A 23283-nucleotide genomic window follows, 5' to 3' on the forward strand; every position below is an offset into this window, starting at 1 on the left:
GGTCGGCATCCGCCCGCCTGCGACTGATCAACTGATTGAGGAAACAAACATGGGTTTGGGCGACAAGATCAAGAACGCGACCGAGAAAGCAATCGGCGAGGCCAAGGAGGCATTCGGCAAGCTGACCAACAACAGCAAGCTCGAAACCGAGGGCAAGATTGATCAGGGCACGGCCGACGCGAAGCACGCCGCCGAGGACGTCAAGGACACCATCAACGACAAGTAGTCGTTACCTGATGGCCGGGCCGCGGAGACTTCCGCGGCCCGGCTTTTTTCGTATCCCGGCCAGGCATGCCGGGACCTTCGCCCCTTCCGTTTGAGGGCGGCCGCGGCCAGTCTGGTCACATGGCAGCCTGCCGCGGGGGGAACCGACAACGGCGGGCGATGATCGGTACAGGCGGCGAAAGCCATGGACGAGCCAGTGGTGCATATCAGCGGTTTCCGGATGGACTTCGCGGACACCACCGTGATCCGCGACCTGTCCTTCGACGTCCGTGCCGGCGAGACGTTCGGGTTCCTGGGCAGCAACGGCTCGGGCAAGACCACCACCATCCGCGCCCTCCTGGGCCTCTACGAGCCCACGGCCGGGGTCCTCCACATCAACGGGCGGCCCTTCAAACCCGAGCACGGCAGCAGGCTGGGCTATCTTCCGGAGGAACGCGGTCTCTACAAGAAGGAAAAGGTCATGGACGTCATGACCTACTTCGGCCGGCTCAAGGGAATGGACCGGCATTCGGCGCGGCAGTGGTCCCTGGCCTACCTGGACCGGGTCGACCTGGCCGGAAAGGCCGCCACCCAGGTGGACAAGCTCTCCAGCGGCGAGCAGCAGAAAATCCAGCTCGGCGTCACCATCATGAACCGTCCGGAGCTCCTCATCCTCGATGAGCCCACCAAAGGCTTCGACCCCGTGAACCGCCGGCTGCTGATGGACATCATCGGGGAGCAGAAGAACGACGGCGCCACCGTGGTCATGGTGACCCACCAGATGGAGGAAGTGGAGCGGCTTTGCGACCGCATCATCCTCCTGAAAGACGGCACATCGGAGGCCTACGGCACCATCGATGAGGTCCAGAACAAATACGGCGGCCGGATCGTCCGCATCCGGCACGCCGGGCCCATTCCTCCGTCCCCCCATTACGAGGTGACGCTGGAAGAGACCAACTATGCGGAGCTCTCCATCAGCGACGACAGCGATGAAGCGGCCATCCTGCGCGAACTCCTGGACGCCGGCCTGGTCATCCGCAGTTTCACCACCACCAAGATCTCGATGGAGGACATCTTCATCCGTGTCTACGGGGACCGTACCCCGCCGCCGCCGTCCGTTACCGGGCGTGCGCCGGCAGTACGGGGTGCGTAGCCATGGCGCAGCACAACCTTGGAACGGTCATCAGCTTCGAATTTGTGCGCACCGTCACCAAGGTGCGCTTCTGGATCGGCACCCTGTCCGTGCCCGTCATCATGGCGGTGGTGTTCGGGATGATCTTCCTCAGCAACACCAGCACCAGCACCGCCGCCGAGGCCCAGAAGAACGCCCAGTTCAGCATTTCCTACCTGGACGCCTCCGGCCTCATCACGCCCGCTGACGCGGCCGCGTTCGGCGCCGTTCCGGCCGCCTCGTCCGCCGCCGGGATCCGGGACGTGCAGTCCGGCGCCGTCGATGCCTACTTCGAGTTCCCCGCGCACCCCGAGGCCACTGCGGTGAAGGCGTACGGCGCGGACCAGGGACTGTTCGAGAACGGCAAGTACGCCGCCGTCGCCCAGGCCATGCTGGCCCGCGCTGTGGCCGTCAAAATCGGCTCGCCCCAGCTGTCCAGCCTCGCCTCAGGGGCGGCGCAGGTGGACACCGTCACCTACCGGGGGTCCGAGGTGTCCGGCGGCATGAACTCCGTGATCCCGCCGATGGCATTCCTGGTGGTTTTCTACGGACTGGTGGTGCTCCTCGCCGGGCAGATGCTGAACTCCACCCTGGAGGAGAAGGAGAACAGGGTCACCGAAATGATCCTGACAACACTCAAGCCCACCACCCTCATCACCGGAAAGGTGCTGGCCCTGTTCATGGTGGGCCTGGTGCAGGTGGCAGTCTTCACCTCCCCCATCCTGATCGGTGCCCTCTTCTATCGTGATGCCATGAGCATCCCGGAGTTCGACGCGTCGCAGCTCGTCTTCGACCCCCTGCGCATGACCGTCGGCCTGCTCATCCTCGTGGGCGGCTTCGCCCTGTTCACCACCACGCTGGTGGCCATCGGCGCCGTCATGCCCACCGCCAAGGAAGCCGGAAATTTCATGGGCGTGATGATCGCCCTGATCTTTATTCCCTTCTACTCCGTCAGCCTGGTGGTCTCCGAGCCGCACTCCCCGATCGTTCAGGTATTCACCTACTTCCCGTTCTCCGCCCCGGTTACCGCGCTGCTGCGGAACGCCTTCGGCTCTTTGAACATCGTGGAAGCGGCCGTGGTGATCGCCATCCTCTACATCGGGGCTGCCCTGATGCTCCGGATGGCCGTGCGGCTCTTCCAGTACGGGTCCATCTCCTACACCTCGAAGGTCAGCATCAGGACCGCCCTCAAAGCGGGATCCCGGCATGCCGTGGCCGGCCCCGCAGAGCACCCGGCGGAGAAGCGCACGGCGACGAAGTAGGCGGACCATGCGCCTGATATTCCTGGGTGACGTGATGCTGGGCCGCCTGGTGAACCGGCAGCTCAGGACCGTCCCACCTGCCTTCCCCTGGGGCGATACGCTCCCCGTCCTGGCACAGGCGGACATCCGGTTCGCCAACCTCGAATGCGTCCTGTCCGACGGCGGGATCCCGCAGCCGGGGAAGGTGTTCCATTTCCGCTCGGATACCCGGAACACGGCCGTTCTGAACGCTGCGGGCATCAACGTTGTATCCCTGGCCAACAACCACGTGCTGGACTACGGGGCGGACGCCTTCCGGGAGACGCTGCCCGCGCTGGACCGCAGCGGAATCCTGCACGCCGGCGCGGGGCCGGACCTGGAAGCCGCGCGAAGGCCGGCGATCAGGCGGGCGGGTCCGGCCGCCGTCGGACTCATTGCCTTCACGGACAACCAGCCGGACTGGGAGGCAGGGCCGCACCGGCCCGGGGTCTACTACATACCGGTGGATAAACAAGCCCGGGACGACACCCGGGTCCGGGAGCTGCTGGCGCTGGTCCGCCGCACGAAGGCCCGCACGGACCTGCTGGTGGTTTCGGCGCACTGGGGCGGCAACTGGGGAGCCGATGTGCCGCCCGGGCACCGGCACCTGGGCAAAACTCTGGTCGACGCCGGGGCCGACGTCGTGTTCGGCCATTCGGCGCATATCTTCCGCGGCGTCGAGCTCTACCGAGGCAGGCCCATCATCTACAGCGCCGGCGACTTCATTGACGACTATGCCGTGGACGCCGGGGAGCGCAACGACCAGTCCTTCATTTTTTGCGTGGAAACCGCCGGAGCCCTGCCCGTCCGGCTGCAGCTCCATCCGACCGTCATCACGGGATTCCAGGCGCGGCTGGCCGGTAAGGGCTCGCGCGGGATCGCTACACGGATGCAGGGGCTGTGCGCCCGGCTGGGAACGCAGAGTAGGTGGTCCGCCGAAACGAACGTACTGGAAATAGGGGTGGGCAGCTAGTCCCGTTTGTCCCGTTCGCTGAATTCCTCATCGAGGTCGTAGTGCCGGAATTCGGTCTCCGGATTCGGTTCGCCCTCGGCCACATATTCGTAATCGAGTTGGCGCTGGATCTGGCTGTCGAGGACCTGAAGGTCCGTATCCTCGACCGTGGAGAGATCCTCCGGGAAGTCGTCTTCCGGAGTGAGATGCAGCTTCTCTGACATGTGGGGCCTCTCTTGGCCAGGAACTGGGGTGCCGTTGTGACGGCATCCTGACTTCCCCAGATTATCCGCACCTGCCAGCGGGCGGAAGCCCGGCGAGCGGCTAATCAGCCAGGGGCTTGCGCGCCTGGCCGGCCGGGTACGCCGCCGGCGCAGGGCCGATTCCATGCCTCCCGGCCTACCGGCCTACCGGGAGGGGGTTGTCCGGGCGTGCGTTTTCCTGGACTTCCTCTTCCGCCCGCCGCGGACCAGCTGTCCGCGCAGGGGGCGGGCTACCGGGGTGCTGAAGCGGGCCGCGCGGCGGGAGATGTGGTGCGTGGGCCGCCGGCGCGGAATGACGGCCGGCCGGACCGGAGGCTGTTGGGCTGTGCGCGCAAAGAACCATCTCTTGGCGAATTCGACCATGACCAGATACACCACCGTCATTCCCAGCAGCGCCAGGAAGAAAGGCGTGGGCAGCGGGTCGAACCCCAAAACACCGGCCAGCGGAGACAGCGGGACGAAGATGCCCAGCGCCACCACGCCCAGGGATGCGCCCAGCAGGCCGGCCGAGGGCCGGCTCCGCAGGAACGGAACCCGCCGGGTGCGGATGGCAAAAATGATCAATGTTTGCGTGGCGATCGACTCGATGAACCAGCCCGCCCGGAATTCCCCAGGCACCGCATGGAACGCGAACAGCATGAGGGCGAAGGTGGCGAAGTCGAAAAGGGAGCTGATGGGTCCGAAGAGGAACATAAAACGCCGGATGAAGCTGATGTCCCAGTGCGAAGGCGCCAGCAGCTGCTCCTTGTCCACGCGGTCACCCGGGATGGCCAACTGGCCGGTGTCGTAGAGCAGGTTATTCAGCAGGATCTGCCCTGGCAGCATCGGCAGGAAGCTCAGGACGACGGAGGCCGTGGCTGCACTGAACATGTTGCCGAAGTTGCTGGAGGTTCCCATCAGCACGTACTTGATGGTGTTGGCGAAGATCCGCCGCCCTTCCATCACCCCCTCCGCCAGTACGCCCAGGTCCTTGTCGAGCAGCACAACGTCGGCGGCGTCCTTGGCCACATCAGTGGCGCTGTCCACGGAGATGCCAATGTCCGCCGCGTGCAAAGCCAACGCGTCATTGACGCCGTCGCCCATGAACCCGACGGACCCGCCGCTTTGGCGCAGCAGGCGGATGATCCGGGCCTTCTGCTCCGGCGACACACGGGCGAAGATGCTCGCCTCGCGGGCGGCCGCGGCAAGTTCGGCGTCAGAGAGTGCTTCCACCTCGGCGCCGGTGAGCGTGCCGCCGGAGAGCACCCCGAGCTCGTCACAGACCTTCTCGGCAACCTTGGCGTTGTCCCCGGTGGCGATCTTGACCGTGATGCCGAGCGCCTCGAGCTGGTCCAGTGACGCCCGGGCATTGGTTTTGGGCCGGTCCAGGAAGACCAGCAGCCCTTCCAGGACCAGGTCCTTCTCGTCGGACGGTTGAATCGCCGTCATCCCTCCGGCGGCCCGGCTCGCGACGGCCACCACGCGGGATCCCGCGTTGAACTGGTCGTCCAGCATCGCCTGCACGCCTCGCGGGGTGGCCACGCAGAGCGCCAGGACATCTTCCGGCGAACCCTTGGTGACCAGCCGTGCCGATCCGCCTTCCTCGCTGACCAGCACGCTGGTCCGGCGCCGGAGGTGGTCGAAATCAATGACGTCGAGCCGCTCGTAGTTGTCCGGCTGGAACCCGGCCGCGTCGGTGGAAGCCCAGAGCGCCGCGTCCAGCGGGTTCAGTCCCACCGTGGAGCCCTTCGATTCCGCGTAATCCGCCTCCGTGGCGAGAAGCCCCAGCGTAAACACGGCATCCGGTGACACTCCGTCCCTCGCGGGCAACGCTGCGGTGAAGCTGATCCTGCCTTCGGTAAGGGTGCCGGTCTTATCTGTGACCAGCACATCCATGTCCCCGAGGTCCTCAATGCACACCAGCCGTTTGACCAGCACTTTGCGTTTGGCCAGTTGACGGGTGCCCGTGGCCAGGCTCGTGCTCACGACGGCCGGCAACAGCTGCGGGGTGATTCCGACGGCGATGGCCAGCGAGAACAGCAGGGATTCAATGACAGGCCGCTGCAACAGCAGGTTGGCGATGAAGATCAGCGAGGTGAGAACAATGGCCACCTGCAGCAGCAGATAGGAGAAGCGCTTCAGGCCGAGCTGGAACTCGGTCTGCGGCTGCCGCTCACCAAGTCCCAGGGCGATCCGGCCGAATTCGGCCCGCCCGCCCGTGGCTACCACCACCCCTGTGCAGCTCCCCGATTGGATCACGGTCCCCATGAACAGGCAGGACGTCAGGTCCGCGAGCGCAACGGCACCGGTGACCGGCGCCGGGTCCTTGCTGACCGGCAGCGATTCACCGGTCAGGATGCTTTCGTCGCAGAGCAGGTCCTTCGCCGTCAGCAGCCTCATGTCGGCCGGGATGATCGCACCAATGGCCAGATGCACGACGTCGCCGGGCACCAGGGCGGTAACGCCCACCTCGTCTATGGTCCCGTCGCGGAGAACCGCGGCAAGGTGGGTGACTCGTGAATGCAGCGCCTCGGCGGCGCGCTCGGCCCGGAATTCGTTGGTAAAGCCCAGACCGACACTGACGAGCAGGATCACGCCGATCACGATGGAGTTTGTGGCGTCCCCCAGGAAGAGGGACAGCCCGGCAGTGATGGCGAGAAGGATCAGGATGGGGCTGCCCAGTTGCCGGCCCAACACGGACCATCCGCTGGCTTGATGCGTCCGCACGGCGTTGGGGCCAACGGCAGCCAGCCGTTTGGCGGCTTCCCCGCTGGCCAGCCCCCCGATGCCGGATCCCAGCTGGTCCAGGACCTCTTCCACGGGAAGCTGTGCGGCGTGCGCCATCGTCACTTGCCCGGGAAACCCCGCCTGGACGTGGGAGTCCGGCACGTGGAGCTCCGGCACGCTAGGACAGCCGCCACACGTAGGCGTAGGGCTGCGGGAACTGGGTGATCCGGAAGGCCCGGACCACGATCCTGGCCTCCCCCGGCGGCATGCCCGTCCAGAGGACCTGTTCCACGTTGTTCCTGTGGTCGAAGCCGGCGGTTGTGCCGGAGTTGCCGTGCCGCTCGCTGCCGTCGGCCGCGAGCACAATGAGGTCGAGGTCGTTCTGCAACTGGGGGCCGGGCGGATCGGACCACACGAGGGTGATTTTCAGCGTCACCCCGGCGGCCGTGAGTTCCGGGTCCCCGGCCGGTCCCCGGTTCCGTCTCCCCTTGGCGGCAACCTTGGGGACCTCCTCGGGGATGTCGATGGTGAAGGAGTCCTCCTCCCCCTGCTCCAGCGGGGCGCCTTCGCCCAGGCCCGCATTGCCGGGCTGCCCGGGAAGGACCACGGACCGGGAGAGGTTCACCCGGCCCCAGCCGGAGTTGCCGTTGGGCGATTCCCCGGCTTCGCTGGGGTTGTACTGGCCGGGCAGCACATCGGCGCCGTTGATCAGGAGGGCTTTGATCAGTGCAGCGCTGGGCGCGGCGAGGCCGTTCTTCACCAGGGTCTCCCGCAGCACGGCGGCGCAGCCGGCAACCAGCGGGGTTGCCATGGAGGTGCCGGAATCGAAAAAGAACAGCGGGTCCGTGGACGTGCCGAAGGTGTTGCCCATCGGGGCGTTCCGGGAGAGCGTTGACAGGATGCTGGTACCCGGCGCCACGACGTCGGGCTTGATGCGTCCCTCCTTGGTGGGCCCGCGGCTTGAGAAGGCCACCATCCCGTCCGGGTTGTTGGCCTGCTTGTCCCGTTTGACGGGGTTCGTTGGAAAGTCACCTGGCCAATAAGTTCCGTAGGACGGAGCGAATTCCTTGCGGAGGCTTTCACTGGCGCCCACGGTGATGCAGTTCTTGGCGGCGGACTGGGAACCGATGGAGTTCGAGTCCACCACGCCGTCGCTGTTTCCGTCGACGCCGTCGTTCCCGGCCGCAAAGCAGATCACCTGGTCCTGGTGGTTCCACACGAATTCGTCGATCTCCCGCGAGCTCGCGTCATACGGAAGGTTCAGGCCGGGCACGCCCCAGGAGTTCGTGTGCACGCGGGCGCCGTCGTCGTACGTCTTTTGGAAGAGGTCGTTGAGGTTGACCGGGATGCCGCCGAGGCCGCCGTTGGAGTCGAGGAGGCTCTGCAGGATGAGCTGCGCCTCGGGTGCGGTTCCCTCAATGTCCCCGCCCATGGTGGCCGAGTTTCCACGGCCCAGCACGGAGCCTGCGACGTGGGTACCGTGGCCGTGCGGATCGTCCGCCTTGTCCGGCGCTGTCCGGCCCAGCGCGTAGAGCTCCTGGACCCGTCCGGTGAACGCCGGGTGCGGATTGGCGGCGTCGCCGGTATCGAATCCGGTGTCCGCCACCGCCACCACCTCGCCGCCCCCTCGGTAGCTTGTCCCGTTGAGCTGGACCTCGGCATTCAGGATTTCCCGTGCCACGTTGTTGAAGAGCTGGCGGTCGCGCACCGGGTGGATCTCGCGGATCTCATCTATTTTCGCCAGTTCGGGGAGCTGGCCCACCGAGGTGGTGATCCGCAGCTTGCCGGGTGTCACCGCCACCGCGTCGGGCTCAACCCGGGCTGCCGCGGCAACCCGCGCGATCAGGTCCGGGGTGGCCTCGATGCCCGGGTGCAGGAGCAGGTCCACGCGTTCCAGCCGGCGGTCCGGATGCGGTTCGTGGTCCGCCAGCGACCGGACGCTGCCCGTGTCAGCGCTGCGCGGCAGCAGGGGTGGCGGGATCTTGAAGACGCGGGAGTAAACGTCCGCCCAGCTCACGAACGGCAGGGCGCGCACCCGGTTCAGGTCTTCCGGCGGGAAGGCTGCGAGGTAGGTGTTGTCCGAGACGTATTCCTGCATCTCGACGTCGATGCCCGCAAGTTCAGCGCGCTGTTCCGCTGTCAGCGGCTCGGCGGTCTGGATGAGGATGTGGTCCGACTCCGATGCGTCCTCGGCGACCAGCCCGGCGTCACGCAGGGCACGGTTCTGTTTGATCGGATCAATGGTGATGCCGTTGATGGTTATTTCAGACATGGAATTGTGCCTCCAAGCGATCCGCCGGAAATAGCGCGTCAGCAACTGCCTCGGCACCCGGCGGCCGGTTGCGCTCTAGAAGGGGACCTGGGCCCCCGCCGAGCGACGGCCCCGGAAGGTGAGCGTCAGCATACGCTCGGCAAACTAGGCGGTCAATGGCGAACGCAACGAGACCGTGTGATGCAGCGCACACAACAAATTCCGCCGAAATGATTGCCATGCGGCCAGGCGGTCCGCCACACTAAGGGTGGATCCGCAGGAACGGCAAACGTTCCCGGTCCCTCCGTCGGACGCATCGCGCCGGCCCAGCCCCATCACAGAATGCCGGGCACCCTCACATCATTTCCAGCCTTAGCCGGCATTTCTTTGCCCTACCGGTTTCCCTTCCGGAAACAGCCCTCGCCAAAATCACCCTCAGACCCCCTGCCCCTTCACCGCGAAAGAGAGCACCCCATGATCAAGCACCACTCCGATATCCTCCTCGAGATCATTGCCCACGATCCCGCCACCATCGAAACCGACCTCAACAGTGCCGTGGACATCGCCCTCCGGCACGCCATGCAGGAGCGGCGCCACGGCGTACTCGTCACCCAGACCGGCTTCTCCACCTACACCGTGGCCGTCAGCCGCGACGTCCCCTACGGCGAAACCCGGGAACTGCGCCAATGGGCGTCGATGGCGTAGGGACACGCTCGCCCGCACCTGTACGCGCCTGCAGACCCGCTGTAGCGTGGACCGGTAAGTCCGCCTAGAACGGGCCGGCGCTTGGAGCAGGCCGGACAGATCCGACACCGCAAGATCAGGAGCAGTCCATGAGCACGGAACACAACGAGCCCGAAGACATCGTGAGCGACGGAGTCGACGACAAAACCAGCCCGCTGCCGAAGGACAAGCCGGCAGACCGGACCTCTGGCCGCCACGCCGCCTCCGGACCCGCCGACGGCGGCCCCGCCGGGGCGGGGGGCACCAAACCCCCGGGACCGGCCGAGGAGCAGAACAGCGAAACCGGAGACAACCGGGGCCTCACCACGGAACCCAGCTCGAGCGACTGACCAGGAACCGGAACTCAAGCAAAGGAGAGGGGCGGGGGGGCGGGCTGGTCCACCACCACTTCCTCGTCGCGCCAGTCCGCGCCTGCGTTCTTCAGGTCGGTCTGGAGCGTGTGGTACGAGGTCAGCTTGCGGCCGCGGACCACACCGGCGTCGATGAGGAGCCAGGGCCCGTGGCAGATGGAGGCCACGGGCTTGTGCTGTTCAAAGAAGCCGCGGGCGAAGGCCTGGGCGTCCTTGTCCACGCGCAGGTGGTCGGCGTTGACCACTCCGCCGGGGATCACCAGGGCGTGAAAATCGGAGGCGTTGGCCTCAGCCACGGTGATGTCGACGTCGAACTTCTCGCCCTTTTCGGTGCCGTCGTAGCCCTGCAGCTTCCCGGCTTTGGGCGCCACAAGGGTGGGCTCACCTCCGGCTTCCTTCACGGCGTTCCAGGGGCTGGTCAGCTCCACCTGCTCCACGCCGTCGGTCAGCAGGAACGCCACCTTCTTGCCTGCAATATTGTGCACTGACATTCGTCCTCCTCCTCTTGCCGGATTCCTTACGGGTTTAACACTAGGAACCCCGGAAATAATAAGCAAGCTGACTATGCCTGGCGGCGACAACAGTGCCGGACAAACCGTGCTAGCACGGAAGTCACGGGCAGGACCCCGCGCGCATCATGGAAACACCGGACCAGGAGAGCACTCCGGAACCGGAAACCACCCCACCCCCATAGGAGCAAGAAGTCATGTCCATGACCGCCGGAACAAAGAAGTCCCGTCCTTCCCGCGCGAAGATCGCGCTCGTCTCAGCAATGACGCTGGGACTTGCCGCAGGTGGTGTCGCCCTGGCCGCACCCGCCCAGGCCGCCACCACCAACTACGCCTGCCAAGTAGTGCCGCTGAAGCCCATCTTTGCGGGGTTCAACTCGTCCGGCACCAAACTGGTGGACTACCGGATCAACGTCTACTGCGCAGCCAACCGTTCCGTCTACATCGAGCAGCAGCGCTGGGAGAGCGACGACTGGCCCAACGGTGACGACCATCTCGGCAACTCGTCCTTCAGCCGCTATCTCGGCCCCGCCAACGGCTGGCAGACCATCCACAATGTCCGCACCCTGACCAACACCGAGATCGGCAACGAGGAGGTTTACCACAAGGTCCGCCACCAGGAAGGTGCCAACGGTGTCTGGTCGCCGTTCACCGGCTGGACCGGCAGCGGCACCACCTCGATGTCCAACTAGCAGGATCTCCAGCTGGCCAGGTCTGGCCAACCAGCCGGCGGCAGCCCCCCAAAGGGGCTGCCGCCGGCGGGGGATTTCCGCTCCCCCAGGAACAGGGTCTTCCCGATCGCCTGGTTGGTGCGCCCTTCGGCCATCAGCTCCAGGACGTCCCGCTCCCGGCCGCTGAGCTCGTCCTCCCGCTGCTGGCCGTCGTGCGGCCGGGCCACCATCCGGGCCACCAGTTCCGGATCGACAGCTGCGCCGCCGGCCGCCACCCTGTGCAGGGCATCGATGAAGTCGTCGATGTCGGAGACGCGCTCCTTCAGGAGGTAGCCCAGCCCTTTCGCTCCGTTCCCGAAGAGCGACATGGCATTTTCGGTTTCCACGTATTGGGACAGCAGCAGGACCCCCGTTCCGGGGTGGTCGCGCCGGATGGCCGTTGCGGCCTGGATGCCTTCAGTGGTGAAGGTTGGCGGCATGCGGATGTCGACGACGGCGACATCAGGCCGCAGGGCGGCAACGCACTCCAGCAGTTCCTGGGCATCCGCGGCCTCGCAGACCACCTCCAGCCCTTCTGAACTGAGCAGGGCGGCAAGTCCCCGGCGGAGCAGGGCCGAGTCGTCCGCGATGGCGACGCGCAGTTTCATGGCATGTCCTCTGTTGGATCTGCCGAGAACGGCAGCGTGGCGGCCACGGTGGTTCCGCGGCCTTCCGGGCTGGTGACCGCGAGGGAGCCGCCCAGTGCCGCGGCCCGGTCGGCCAGTCCGAGCAGGCCGCCGTCTGCGCCTGCGCTGGCCCCGCCGATCCCGTTGTCCTTGACGTGCAGGCTGAGCTCGGCGTCCGTGCCTTTGACGCCAATCAGCAGGGTGGAGGCCCGGGCGTGCTTGGCCGCGTTGGTCACGGCCTCGGCGCAGATGAAGTACGCCGCGAGTTCCACCTGCGGCGGAGGCCTGTGCGGCAGGTCGACTTCCAGCTGGATGGGCAGTGCGGAGCGTTCCGCGAGCGCCGTGAGCGAGCCGGCCAGGCCCCTTTCCCGCAGCGACGGCGGGTAGACGCCCCTGGCCAGCTCACGCAGTTCGGCCAGGGCAACGGCGAGCTCGTCACTGGCATGGTCCACCAGGTCCTTCATCTCCACGGGGCTTGCGGCGCGCCGTGCCCTGGCCAGGTCCATGGACACGGCCACCAACCGCTGCTGCGCGCCGTCGTGCAGGTCCCGTTCCAGCTCACGGCGCCGGGCGTCCCCGGCGGTGACGATCCGTTCCCGGGAGCGGCGGACCTCCACCAGCTGGTCCCGCAGCTGCTGCTCCATGTTCTGGTTGTCCAGTGCCAGGGACGTGGCGCTCCGAACCGCGGCCAGCAGTTGCGGCTGGTCCCTCAGGGCTTCGTCGAAGACCAGCGCCCCGACGGGCGTGCCGTTGCGTTCCAACACCATGGCTGCCCGCCCGGATCCGTCCTCCGGGACTGCGCGCGGCACGCCGTCGTCGTCCACGAACCCCGACAGCGCCGGCGACCACCGCCACAGGCTGAGGGTGGGATCCCGGACCGATCTGCGCAGGGCGCGGAGGAGCCGGTCGCTGACCGGCGCCATCCCGATCTCCACCATGAGCTCGCTCAGGGCACCGCGGGCGAACCGGTAACGCCATAGGCCCAGCAGGACGGCGAGGGGGACGATGGCGGTCGCCGGGTACTGCCAGAGCAGGGCCTCGTTGGAGAGCGAGCCGGTCAGCTGGACCACGGCCAGGGATACCCAGACGGTGGATGCCGTCTTGATGATCACGGCCAGCCAGAGTGGCAGGAACGCCGCCCGGTACGCCGGTGAACCGGACCGCCAGCGGGACACCAGGACGGCCACAATGGCCAGGCCGACGCCCACCTGGACAATCCTGGCCGCGTCTCCGATGGTGTTGGTGAGCTGCGGGCTGTCCCACAGCAGCAACAGGTTCCGGGACGTAGACTGCCCGGCGGCGATGTGCAGTCGCGGATCAAAGAACGCCCAGCTGGCGGCCGCAATGACCGCCCACGCCGCAAAGAAGAAAATCACCGCACCGCGTTCCGCCCGCGAGCGCAGGACTCCCGACGGGAAGCTCAGGGCGAGCTGCAGCAGCGGCGGCTGGTACATCAGCGTCAGCCCCACGCCCACCGTAAACAGGACCGGATCGCTGGACCGCCGCACGCCGGCAGCCAGCCACAGCAGCCCGGCAACCACCAGGAGCAGTCCGGGGTTCCGGTTGGGCCGGGTCTGCCATGCCGTCACTCCCGCCAGGACAAAGGCCAGCCCCACCGCGATGAACAGGGAAAGCTCCAAAACGGAGAAGGGCGCCCGGTCCGGGTTCTCGCCCCAGCGGATCACTCCCTGGGCGTTGAGGACCCCCAGCGTACGGGCGGGATCCTGCAGGGCCGCCGGCCGCCAGTCGATCGAGAGCAACACCAGGGCCAGGACGCCCACGGTGGCAGCCACTACAAGTACCAGTTGCTTGGGAGTCACGGTGCTTCCCTCCGCCAAGCTTAAGAATCCCACTTCGCCCGGCGGCGGGCCATAGTTCGGAGCCATAGTCCGCCGCGGGTCCCCCAAGGGCGGGCCCTCAACTACCGCGGGCAACCAGCTTCAGCACGCGACCGCAACGGTGACCAGCCACCAAGGCGACGGGAGCAGCTAAAGCAGGGGCGATCCTAGGCCGCTGTGAATACCGCCCAGCCGGGCAGGGGATCCACGGGTAAGGGATTCACAGGCGGTGGCGGGTCCAGGTCCGCTGAGCCCGCGGGCCCGGCCAGATGGTCCATCAGGTCCGGCCAGTCGGGTGGTTCCCGGTCCTGTTGTTAGCTGGGATAGTTTCGTCCGGCAGGTGAGGTCCAGCCGGGCGGTTCGTGGGCGGTGGCTCCGACCGGTTTCCATGCCGTGGTGTGCTTGAGTCGGTGGTGTCTGCGGCAGGGCTGGCCGAGGTTGCTGATGCCGGTGGTCCCGCCGTCGGACCAGGCCACGTCGTGATCGGCCTCGTTATCCAGGGAGTGGTTGTTGCAGCCCGGGAAGGGGCAGCGTCCGTCGCGGAGCCGGAGCCATTGCCGCAACGTTTTCGGGATCCGGTAGGTGCCGCGTCCGATTTCCATCGGCGCCCCGTCGCGTGGGTCGGTCAGGACCCGCCGAAGCGAGGAGGAGCCGTCGGCGACGAAGCCGCGGTGTCCGCGGGCAGGTAGGCGGAGAGCCAGGCCATGCCGTCCCGGTCCGGGACGTATTCCAGCCGCCGGTCCGCGGCACTTTTACGGTGGCGGGTTTCGATGCTGACCGGGTGGTGACGCTCCCGCCAGGTACGGGCTTTGGCACGGAACCGTCCGGGTGTCAGGTCCCCGGCCGGGCAGCCACGCGCCGGGTCCGCAGCGGCGGGGTCCTGGAAATGCGCCTCCAATGCAGCGGCCGCGGCGGGTTCCAGCCCGGTGGTTTCTTCACAAATCACCCGCGCATGCGGCCACGACACGCTTCCGGCCTGCAGCGCGGCCAGCGTCATAGCATCAGCCTGCTCCCGAAGCGGGTCCGCACTATCCCGGCCCGGGTGCTCCCTTCCTTGGCGGAGCGCAACAGCCATCGCAGCAGCGGAGGCACTGATGGCCTCCAACGTCTCCACGACTGCACTGTCTTCCATACCCACAGCATGACAGCGGGCACCGACAGTTAAGCCGGCATCCAATAAGGTCGGCGTCAGAGTTGGCCATCCTTCCAGGTCGGGCCATAGATCAGCGCTATGGCAGGTCCTTAGCCCAGCAGCCGCCGTTCGTAGGCGAAGGCAACCAGCTGGAGCCTGGTGCGCAGTCCCAGCTTGTCCAGCACGCTGCGCAGGTGCGTCTTGATGGTGGCCTCGGAGACGAACAGGCTGTCGGCCATTTCGGCGTTGGCCAGCCCTTTGGCCGCCAGCAGGAACACATCGCGTTCCCGCGCTGACAGCACCTCGAGGACGGAGAGGTCCGGCCCCGCGGAGGGCAAGGTGCGTGCTGCATGCTGAAAAAGCTCATGGACGGAGCCGGGCGCGATGACGGAGTAGCCGGAGTGGACAGTGCGGATGGCCGCCAGGAGGAATTCAGGTTCCGCGCTCTTGAGCAGGTATCCGCTGGCCCCCGCCTGGACGGCCTCCACCACCGCCTGGTCGCGGTTGAAGGTGGTCAGGGCGATGATCTTTGGCTTGTTCCCGCCCTCGGAACCCGCCTGCTGCAGGATGCGCTGTGTGGCGGTGACCCCGTCGAGCACATGCATCCGCAGGTCCATCAGCATCACGTCAGGGTTCCGTTCCATCGCGAGCGCCACTGCTTCCTCGCCGTCGGCAGCCTCCCCCGAAAGCTCCATGTCCGCCTGGCTCTCGATGAGCATCCGGATTCCGGCACGGAAGAGGGGCTGGTCGTCCACGAGCGCCACCGAGATGCGCCCTGCGGTATCAGCCACGGACGGCCGCTTCCGGGCGGGCGTCTTCGAGTGGCGCCGCTTCCAGTTCCGCCGCTTCCGGTCCGGTGGCCTCCACAGCGTCTGTTCCGGCAGCGGCCGCTCCGCCGGCGGCGTGCAGCCCGTACGGCACGAATGCGGTGACCCGGAACTGCTCACCGTCCGGGCCCGCCGTGACCCAGCCTCCGGCCAGGTGCGCCCGTTCACGCATACCGGGTATACCCCGCCCCACCCGTTGGGCGCCGTCTGCCTCTCCAGCGGTTCCTGCCCCGGCGGCGGCCAGGGCGGACGCCACATGCAGCGCCAGCCCGGGGCCGGTCCAGTCAAAGTGCAGCCGCACCGCAGTGCCTCGGCCGCCGTGCTTTAGTGCGTTGGTGAGGCACTCCTGGACAATGCGGAACACGGCCAGCTCCTGGCCGGCGGTCAGCTCCACCGGCGTGCCCGATTCGCTGCGGTGGATCGCCAGGCTGCCCTGCCGCATCCTGTCGACCAGCGGGGCCACATCACTGAGCCGCGGCTGCGGCGTAACCATGCCGTCGTCGCGGCCCCCCTCGATGACGCGTTGCGCGTCCACGAGGGCACTGCGCGCGGAGCTGGCGATATTTTCGAGGGCGCTGAGCACGGCCCTGGGCTGGTCCGAGCTCAGGTAGCGCGTGCCGTCGGCCTGAGCCGCGATGACTGCCAGGGAGTGGGCCAGGACATCATGAAGGTCCCGGGCAATGCGCGTCCGTTCCTGCTCCACGATGAGGCCGATTTCCGCTTCCTTCAGGCCCGCCTGGGCAATGTTCCGGGCGTGGAACAGGCTGCCGCGTTCCTGGTACAGCGCCAACGCAAGTCCGACGGCGGAGCAGCCCGCGGCGATGAGCGTCAGGACGGCGAAGAGCTGCCAGCCGTGGACCTGGAGGGCCACGCGGTCACCACCGTACAGGGGGTAGAACCAGCCCACGCCGTAGCTGTACCGCCAGGAGATCATCAGAAACGTCATGGCCACGATAAAGGCCGCGTTGGCCGAAACGGCAATGATCACCGTCCGTTTGCCCGCAGTCCACAGGATGAACGCCAAGGCGATGAACGATCCGATGTAGATGGCCCAGTGGTTCGGATACATCGCCGGGATGACGTAGAGGAACTGGCCGGTCAGCAGGAGCGCCGTCAGGGCGAGGGAGGCCATCGGTTGCCACACCGACAAGGCGATGGCCAACGTCATCAGCGCCAGCGGCACAGTTCCCGGCCAGGCGTTGAGTCCGGGCCACGGCCCCATCCTTCCTGCTTCGCCAACGCACCAGAGTGCGAAGAAAAGAACGGCCGCCACAGGGGCGCCCCAATGCCGCATTGATTTCAGAAGTGGTTCCATGCCTGTCACCCTATCCACGCGCCGCGCCGCGCCGGTGTCAATGGCCGCCATTTCCGCCTGAGCTCAACCTCAAAGCCAGCAGATTCATCCTCCGGGCCAGTGGCCCTGGAACTTGAGCCAAAATTGCGTCAACCTCGCGGAGTCCCTGATTCTTTCGTTCCACCCTTGAGTCATAACATCCAGGCGGGAACCCAGCACCCGTGAGAAGAAAGCATCACAGGCTGCAAGGAAGCAGGGCTAGCCATGAAAAAGGCTCCAGCTGATAACGAGGTCACCGCGATCCACGGCGTCATCACCGATCAGAGTCCGGTGGATTTCCACGCCCTCGGGCTCGCCGGCTGCATTGACCGGCTCGCCGCCCCGCTCCGGGAGCAGGGAACCTCGGTCCGGTGGGAGACCCCGCACCACGGCATCGAAATACCGGCCGGCAGTGCCGCGCTGCTCTACCACGTTGCCCAGGAAGCCCTCAGCAACGCGCTCAAATACGCGGGTGCCACCACACTGACTGTCCGGCTCGCTGCAGTGCACCACGGCATCCGGCTGATAGTGGCCGACAACGGCGCCGGGTTTGACCGCAACCACCACACCGGCCACCGGCAGCAGGGCTTCGGGCTGCGCCTGATGTCCATCGCGGTCCACGAAGCCGGCGGCACCGTAACCGTCGATACAGCCCCCGGCAATGGCACCTGCGTCACGGTCACGCTGCCGCTGGACTAACCACACGATTCTCTGGGGGAATCACCATGCATCTCAGCCCGGGCCGCTGCGCCCACGGAACCAACTACCGGCTCCAGTATCATTTTTCCCATGACCAGGCCTGCGGTGAAGGTCCCTGTCGCGGGCGTAGCCCACACCGCACTGGATACCGCATGGGACAGGATCTTCTTCCTGGTCGGTGGTGTCGCCGCCGTCTGGTTGACCTACCTTCTCGTTGAGCTCAGCTTCCAGTGGGGCTGGGGCCAGATCTGGTTCACCTTCATCTTCTGGGCGATGCTCGCCTACCTCGTACTACCCCGGCTCCACTCGATCCTGACCCGCCTGTACGTGCCCGATTACTTCATCGGACGCGCCCGGACCAGCGACGGCCTGCTCGGGGATCCCGTCAACGTTGCCCTGCTCGGTTCTGAAGCACAGCTCCACCGGGTCATGCGGCTGGCGGGCTGGACCGTCGCCGATGACGTGACCCTGGCCAGCAGCTGGCGGATCATCACGTCCACGGTTATGCGCCGCAGCTACCTCAAGGCCCCGGTCAGCCCCCTCTTCCTGTTCGGGCGCCAGCAGGACTTCGCGTACCAGCAGGAAGTGGACGGAAGCCCCGGCAAGCGGCACCACGTCCGCTTCTGGCACTGCCCGCCCGGCTGGCTGCTCCCCGGCGGCGTGGCCGTGGACTGGCTGGCCGCCGGTACGTACGACCGCAGCGTCGGCTTCTCGCTGTTCACGCTCCAGATCACGCACAAGATCGACGAACACACGGACGATGAGCGCGACCATATCGTCAGGTCCGTTTCCGACGCCGACCCGTCGGCTGCCGTCCGGGTGATCCGGGACTTCTCCACCGGCTACCACACCCGCAACGGCGGCGGCGATGAAATCGCCACCGATGGCGACCTTCCCATCGTTGACCTGCGTGGAACACCGGTGCCCGGCGTGGCCGTTCCCCGGCTCCCGAGCGACAGCCGGAACAGGCGCCCCGCCCCCACCATCATCGGCGCCGCCCTCGTCGCCGGCCGCGCACTGGCGGCAGCCGCCCTCGCCATGTCCTTCGTGCTGTTCCCCGAAGAGCACCTGGAACCGCTCCTTCAGCCCGCCGGCGGCTCGGGCACTGGCGCCGGACTAACCGCGCACCAGGCGCAGCTGGTGCTCTACGCCAGCCTGGCCGTGGTGGTGCTCTTCGCACTCGCCGAACTGCTGCTGGCCTGGCTCGTTTTCCTGGGACGGAACTGGGCGCGCACGCTCACCATGGCCGTGAGCACCGTTGCGATCGGCCTGCAGGTCATCGATGTGGCCAACGGAGGTCCCGGCATCACGCTGCAGACCAACCTCCCCGGCCTCACTATGGACATCCTGCTCATCCTCGCCCTCTCCAGCCAGCGGTCCCGCGTTTATGCCCGCCGGGACCGCAAGGAACCAAAGCGGATCTCGGCCCGGCCCGGAGGCCGCGCAGCGATCTGATCGCTGCGGTTTGGCTTGGAAGATCAGACGGTGGACGGGTCAGTATTGGCGCCGCACAGGATCACTGCAACGCGTTCACCGTCCCCCGGGACGTAGGCCCCCGAGGTCAGGGCGGCAAAGGCGGCCGCCGCGCCGTGCTCCACGACCATCCGGTAGTCGGCCCACAGCTGCGAGCGCGCGGCGACAATCTCGTCGTCGGACACCAGCACGCTCTTCACGCCGGTCCTGACCGCGACGTCAAAGCCGATCTGTCCGATCCGCCGTGCCCCGAGTGAGTCGGCGGCGACGCCGGCGACGGGAACATCCACCGGCTCCCCCGCCTTCAGCGCGGCGTGGAGCGTGGGAGCGGCGGCTGGCTCCACGCCCACCACAGTGGCCAGGCCTTCGACGGCGGCCGCGATCCCGGCCATCAGTCCCCCGCCGCCCACAGCCACCAGCACGGTGTCCACGCCGCCCAGCTGTTCCAGGAGTTCCGAACCGACGGTGCCGGCACCTGCGGCGATCTCCGGCTGGTCGTAGGCGTGGCAGTACACGGCGCCGGTTTCAGCCGCATACGCGATGGCGGCGTCATAGGCAACGGCGTATTCAGCGCCCCGCTGGATGACGGTTGCCTCTGATTCCCGGAGCTTCTTCACCTTCATGGCGGGGGCGTTCTCGGGGACAAAGACGGCAGCCGGCACTCCGGCCCGGGCCGCGGCATAGGCGTTGGCGAGGCCGGCGTTGCCGCCGGAGGCCACCACGATGCCCACGTCCTCCTTCAGCTCGCCCCGCTCGCGGCAGGCAAGCACCCGGTTGAACGCACCCCGGGCCTTGAATGTCCCGGTGTGCTGCATGAACTCGCACTTCAGCCAGACGGTCCCCGGAAAGGTCCCCCGGTCCGCTTCGATGACGGGCGTGCGGCGCACCAGCCCCGCAATCCTGGCAGCGGCTTCATCGACGTCAGTGCGTGTGATCATTTCATCCCCGGGTTGAAGTGTTGTGTGGTTCGGTGGCGCGGCCGCCGTAATCGTGGCCGATCTGCCGCGCGGCATCCTGCAGGAGCGGAACGACTGTTTTTTCGATCGCTTCCGCGGGCGCCCTGTGGGTCTGCAGGGACACGTTGACGGCGGCGACGACGTCGTGGCCGCGCCAAACCGGGACGGCGACGCCGCGGAGGCCTTCCTCCAGCTCCTGCGAAACCATGGACCATCCCCTGGCCCGGGCCTGTTCCACTTCGGCCTGCAGCTGGTCGAGGGTTCCGATCGAGCGCTCGGTGAACCGCTGCAGCTGGACGGAATCGAAGTACGTTCTTAGCTCGGCGTCGGACAGGGCGCCCAGCAGCACCCGTCCCATGGACGTGGCCCAGGCCGGGAACCTGGTGCCCACGCTGATGGAGACGCTCAGCAGCCGCGGTGACGGGACGCAGGCGACATAGACCACGTCAGTGCCGTCGAGGATGCACAGCGACGTTGTCTCGTTGAGGTCCGCAGCAAGGGACTTGAGGTGCGGTTCCGCGATCCTGGGAAGAGCCAGGTTTGCCAGGAAGGACTGCCCGATGTCTAGCGACCTGGGCGTCAGCTCGAAGTGGGCGCCGTCGGCGCGAAGGTAGCCCAGGTCCGTCAGCGTCAGCAGGAACCTGCGGGCGGATGCCCTGGTCATGTCCGACTTCGCGGCGACCCGGGAGACAGTCAGGCGGGGTTCGTCCGGGGTGAAGGCCCGCAGTACGTCAAAGGTCTTCTCCACCGACTTCACGAAGTACGCGGGTTGCTCCGCCATGGAATCGCTTGCCCTTCCTGAAGCTCATGTCCGGCACCAGCGGGCGCTTGGCCGCAGGCTTATTCCGATCATATCCGGATAACCCGCTGCGGAATCAGCGGAACCGGCGGGGGTCAGTTCTTCGCCTGGATGGCCGTGAGCGTGCGGTCCAGCAGGGCGCCGGTCTCCGGCCCCAGTCCAAGGATAGGGATCATGGCAGCCGCCTGTGCGCGCAGGTGGTCCCAGCCGTCGGCACACGGCAGGCCCTGTGCCCTCGCGCTGGCGATCGTGGCCGTCACGTGGTCGGCGTAGACGAAGTCATAGACAAAGGCGTCGGGAGAAAGTTCGGCCGGGCCCCAGGCCGGATCGTCGGCGCTTCCCTTGCCTATCGGCGTGGCGTTCACGATCAGCGATGCCAAACAAGCCTGGCCCGGGGCTTCCGGCCACGAAACCGCCTTGGCCTCCATGCCAAGGGTGGTTGCGAGGTCCAGCAGCTGTTGCGACGCACGCGGGTCCTTGTCCGTGACTGTGACCAAGTCAGCCAGCCCCGCCAGTGCCACCAAGGCGGCACGTGCGGCTCCGCCGGCCCCGAGCATCAGGACGTGCCACTGGCGCCGACCGCCAAGGAGCCCGGCAACGGCTGTGATGTCCGTATTGTGCGCGCTCAGCTTCCGGCCGTGCCGGACCAGCATGTTCGAGGCTCCGCTGAGCCGGACCTGTTCGGTGACGGTGTCCGCAGCCCGGGCGGCCCATTGCTTGTGGGGCATGGTGACGTTGGCGGCCACGACGTCGGCCTCCAGCAGTGCGCCTCGGACACCCGACATGTCCCGGCCGGCCGGAACGTCCCACGCCTCATACGTCCAGTTGCTGCCGAGCTGTTCGAACACAGGGCTCCACAATCCAGGGGACATCGCCTTCGAAGCTTCCGAGCCGATGAGGAACAGCCGGTGTCCGGGCGTTTCGTTTTCCATGGTGGCACCTCTCAGTTGGGAGACGCAGCCGGGAGGCGTTGTGAGGCACCTCACTCTGCGGTACGCTATCCATAGTCGCATATCGCACAGCTGTTCGTAATGCGCACAAATCAAAATCGCATCCATGCACCGGAGCAACCGTCTTTCAGTGTGGAAGGACCATCAGAATGACCAATCTTGCAACCACGGCCGAGACCGCAGAGGCCCAGCGCAAGCTCAAGCGGGCCAAGAAGGCCGCGCTGGCCGCATTCCTGGGCGGCGCCCTTGAGTACTACGACTTCTTCATCTACGCCACGGCAGCATCGCTGATCTTTTCGAAGATCTTCTTCCCGTCGGGTGACGCCACCGTGGCGCTGCTCGCCTCCTTCGCCACCTTCGGCGTGGCCTATGTGGCCCGCCCCTTTGGCGCAGTCTTCTTTGGACACCTCGGCGACAAGATCGGCCGCAAGGCGACCCTGGTCCTCACCCTCGTTCTCATGGGTGCCGCCACGTTCCTGATCGGCGTCCTGCCGGACTTCAACACCGCCGGCTACTGGGCGCCGGCCCTGCTGGTGCTGCTCCGCCTGATGCAGGGCCTCTCGGCTGGTGCTGAAACCGCGGGAGCCTCGGCCCTGACCACGGAGGAAGCCCCCGCCGGCCGGCGCGGCTTCTTTGCCAGCTTCGCCATGAGCGGCATTTCCTTCGGCATCGTGCTGGCCTCCCTGGCCTTCCTGCCGGTGGCCGCAATGAACGAGGCTGACCGGCTCGCATGGGGCTGGCGCATCCCGTTCTGGCTCTCCGTCATCGTGCTCTTCGTGGCGTACATGGTCCGCCGTTCGCTCGAGGAACCCGAGGTCTTCGAGGAGAAGCACGATCACGGCGAACTGGTGAAGCTGCCGTTCGCCAAAATGTTCAAGACCCACCCGGCCCAGTTCTTCCAGGTGGCCCTGATGTCCTTCGAAACCGTCACCAACACCTTTATGCAGTCCTTCGGCCTGGCCTACGCCGTCTCCGTCGGCGTCCCTGCCTCCACCATGCTCTGGGTCAGCATCCTCGGTAACGTGATCGCCATCGCCACGCAGCCCCTCATGGCTGCCCTGTCGGATAAATTCGGCCGGCGCCCCGTCTTCATCACCGGCGTGGTGGGCTCAGGCATCATGATCTTTGTGTACTTCTCGGTCATCTCCACCGGCAACATCCCCATGATCTTCGTCGCCAGCACGCTGATCACCGCCGGCACCTATGCGATGTCCAACGCGATCTACCCTGCCTGGTTCTCGGAGCTGTTCAACGTCAAGGTCCGCTACTCCGGGATGGCCATCGGGCTGCAGGTGGGCATCCTCTGCGCCGGTTTCACGCCGCTTTTGGGAACCGCCCTGGTGGGTGCCACCAAGGCCAATTGGGGGCCGGCGGCCTGGATCGTGGCGGCGTCGTCACTGCTGGCAGTTGCCGGTGCACTCTGGGCCCGCGAAACCCACAAGACGCCGCTGCGCGAACTGGGCAACCCCGTCCGCTGAGGCACCGGTGGCCGGGCATGTCGAAACCCCCG

General features: G+C 66.8%; 20 protein-coding genes and 2 pseudogenes. 10 read left to right on the forward strand and 12 right to left on the reverse strand.

Features of this window, described 5'->3' with window-relative positions; translation table 11 throughout:
• Positions 1–49 precede the first annotated feature (49 nt).
• The 4 genes from AC1DRE_RS20515 to AC1DRE_RS20530 all read left to right on the forward strand — a co-directional run bounded on the left by AC1DRE_RS20515 (position 50) and on the right by AC1DRE_RS20530 (position 3628).
• Entirely contained in the window at positions 50–226 is a 177-nt protein-coding gene (locus tag AC1DRE_RS20515; protein ID WP_104175021.1) for a CsbD family protein, read from the forward strand.
• A 183-nt stretch (positions 227–409) separates the two neighbouring features.
• Positions 410–1357: an ABC transporter ATP-binding protein gene (locus tag AC1DRE_RS20520; RefSeq protein WP_476986344.1), complete on the forward strand. Its 948-nt coding sequence runs from the start codon at positions 410–412 to the stop codon at positions 1355–1357.
• Positions 1358–1359: 2 nt separating this feature from the next.
• The gene (locus tag AC1DRE_RS20525; protein WP_476986345.1) at positions 1360–2637 is read left to right on the forward strand and encodes an ABC transporter permease; all 1278 of its coding nucleotides are present in this window, start codon (positions 1360–1362) and stop codon (positions 2635–2637) included.
• A gap of 7 nt (positions 2638–2644) precedes the next feature.
• Positions 2645–3628 carry a CapA family protein gene (locus AC1DRE_RS20530; RefSeq protein WP_476986346.1) on the forward strand — a complete coding sequence of 328 codons (984 nt, stop codon included), beginning with the start codon at positions 2645–2647 and terminating at the stop codon, positions 3626–3628.
• On the opposite strand, the gene AC1DRE_RS20535 is transcribed toward AC1DRE_RS20530, so the two are convergent.
• The 3 genes from AC1DRE_RS20535 to AC1DRE_RS20545 form a co-directional block, all read right to left on the reverse strand.
• Positions 3625–3831, reverse strand: a complete 207-nt coding sequence (locus tag AC1DRE_RS20535) for a hypothetical protein (protein WP_476986347.1) — start codon at positions 3829–3831, stop codon at positions 3625–3627. The two genes, AC1DRE_RS20530 and AC1DRE_RS20535, sit on opposite strands and share 4 nt — an antisense overlap.
• Positions 3832–4014: 183 nt before the next feature.
• Positions 4015–6738, reverse strand: a complete 2724-nt coding sequence (gene mgtA, locus AC1DRE_RS20540) for a magnesium-translocating P-type ATPase (RefSeq protein ID WP_476986348.1) — start codon at positions 6736–6738, stop codon at positions 4015–4017.
• Between the two features lie 16 nt (positions 6739–6754).
• Positions 6755–8848: a S8 family serine peptidase gene (locus tag AC1DRE_RS20545; protein ID WP_476986349.1), complete on the reverse strand. Its 2094-nt coding sequence runs from the start codon at positions 8846–8848 to the stop codon at positions 6755–6757.
• Positions 8849–9301: 453 nt separating this feature from the next.
• Here AC1DRE_RS20545 and AC1DRE_RS20550 point away from each other — a divergent pair, with 453 nt between their 5' ends.
• Together AC1DRE_RS20550 and AC1DRE_RS20555 are read left to right on the forward strand one after the other, a co-directional pair.
• Positions 9302–9532, forward strand: coding sequence for a hypothetical protein (locus AC1DRE_RS20550; protein ID WP_476986350.1), 231 nt, complete (start codon positions 9302–9304; stop codon positions 9530–9532).
• Positions 9533–9660: 128 nt separating this feature from the next.
• Positions 9661–9900, forward strand: coding sequence for a hypothetical protein (locus AC1DRE_RS20555; protein ID WP_476986351.1), 240 nt, complete (start codon positions 9661–9663; stop codon positions 9898–9900).
• Between the two features lie 44 nt (positions 9901–9944).
• Here the strand turns inward: AC1DRE_RS20555 and AC1DRE_RS20560 are convergent.
• A pseudogene (locus AC1DRE_RS20560) lies at positions 9945–10412 on the reverse strand (type 1 glutamine amidotransferase domain-containing protein); the annotation flags it as partial.
• A gap of 221 nt (positions 10413–10633) precedes the next feature.
• On the opposite strand from AC1DRE_RS20560, the gene AC1DRE_RS20565 reads away from it, so the two are divergent.
• Positions 10634–11122 (forward strand): hypothetical protein, encoded by a 489-nt coding sequence (locus AC1DRE_RS20565; protein WP_476986352.1) that lies wholly within the window; start codon positions 10634–10636, stop codon positions 11120–11122.
• Here AC1DRE_RS20565 and AC1DRE_RS20570 read toward each other — a convergent pair.
• The 5 genes and pseudogenes from AC1DRE_RS20570 to AC1DRE_RS20590 all read right to left on the reverse strand — a co-directional run bounded on the left by AC1DRE_RS20570 (position 11119) and on the right by AC1DRE_RS20590 (position 16878).
• On the reverse strand, positions 11119–11748 hold the full coding sequence (locus AC1DRE_RS20570; RefSeq protein WP_476986353.1) for a response regulator transcription factor: 630 nt from the start codon (positions 11746–11748) through the stop codon (positions 11119–11121). The genes AC1DRE_RS20565 and AC1DRE_RS20570 overlap by 4 nt on opposite strands.
• On the reverse strand, positions 11745–13586 hold the full coding sequence (locus tag AC1DRE_RS20575; protein WP_476986354.1) for a sensor histidine kinase: 1842 nt from the start codon (positions 13584–13586) through the stop codon (positions 11745–11747). Before AC1DRE_RS20575 ends, AC1DRE_RS20570 begins: the two co-directional genes overlap by 4 nt.
• Positions 13587–13771: 185 nt before the next feature.
• Positions 13772–14796 (reverse strand): annotated as a pseudogene (locus AC1DRE_RS20580) (HNH endonuclease signature motif containing protein).
• 50 nt (positions 14797–14846) lie between these two features.
• Positions 14847–15527, reverse strand: a complete 681-nt coding sequence (locus AC1DRE_RS20585; protein ID WP_476986355.1) for a response regulator — start codon at positions 15525–15527, stop codon at positions 14847–14849.
• A complete protein-coding gene (locus AC1DRE_RS20590) occupies positions 15520–16878 on the reverse strand; it encodes a sensor histidine kinase (protein ID WP_476986356.1) in 1359 nt (452 codons plus the stop codon). The genes AC1DRE_RS20585 and AC1DRE_RS20590 overlap by 8 nt, the downstream gene beginning before the upstream one ends.
• 243 nt (positions 16879–17121) lie before the next feature.
• On the opposite strand from AC1DRE_RS20590, the gene AC1DRE_RS20595 reads away from it, so the two are divergent.
• Together AC1DRE_RS20595 and AC1DRE_RS20600 are read left to right on the forward strand one after the other, a co-directional pair.
• Complete coding sequence (locus AC1DRE_RS20595) at positions 17122–17595, forward strand: sensor histidine kinase (protein WP_476986357.1); 474 nt, start codon at positions 17122–17124, stop codon at positions 17593–17595.
• 90 nt (positions 17596–17685) lie between these two features.
• Complete coding sequence (locus tag AC1DRE_RS20600; protein ID WP_476986358.1) at positions 17686–19050, forward strand: LssY C-terminal domain-containing protein; 1365 nt, start codon at positions 17686–17688, stop codon at positions 19048–19050.
• A 23-nt stretch (positions 19051–19073) separates the two neighbouring features.
• Here AC1DRE_RS20600 and AC1DRE_RS20605 read toward each other — a convergent pair whose 3' ends face one another.
• The 3 genes from AC1DRE_RS20605 to AC1DRE_RS20615 all read right to left on the reverse strand — a co-directional run bounded on the left by AC1DRE_RS20605 (position 19074) and on the right by AC1DRE_RS20615 (position 21755).
• Positions 19074–20006 (reverse strand): threonine/serine dehydratase, encoded by a 933-nt coding sequence (locus AC1DRE_RS20605; protein WP_476986359.1) that lies wholly within the window; start codon positions 20004–20006, stop codon positions 19074–19076.
• 1 nt (position 20007) lies between these two features.
• Entirely contained in the window at positions 20008–20805 is a 798-nt protein-coding gene (locus AC1DRE_RS20610) for an IclR family transcriptional regulator domain-containing protein (RefSeq protein ID WP_476986360.1), read from the reverse strand.
• 113 nt (positions 20806–20918) lie between these two features.
• Positions 20919–21755, reverse strand: a complete 837-nt coding sequence (locus tag AC1DRE_RS20615) for a shikimate dehydrogenase family protein (RefSeq protein ID WP_476986361.1) — start codon at positions 21753–21755, stop codon at positions 20919–20921.
• Positions 21756–21922: 167 nt separating this feature from the next.
• Between AC1DRE_RS20615 and AC1DRE_RS20620 the strand changes: the two genes are divergently transcribed.
• Positions 21923–23251: an MFS transporter gene (locus tag AC1DRE_RS20620; protein WP_476986362.1), complete on the forward strand. Its 1329-nt coding sequence runs from the start codon at positions 21923–21925 to the stop codon at positions 23249–23251.
• The last annotated feature ends 32 nt before the right edge of the window (positions 23252–23283 follow it).

Source organism: Arthrobacter sp. P4_H3, assembly GCF_056400885.1.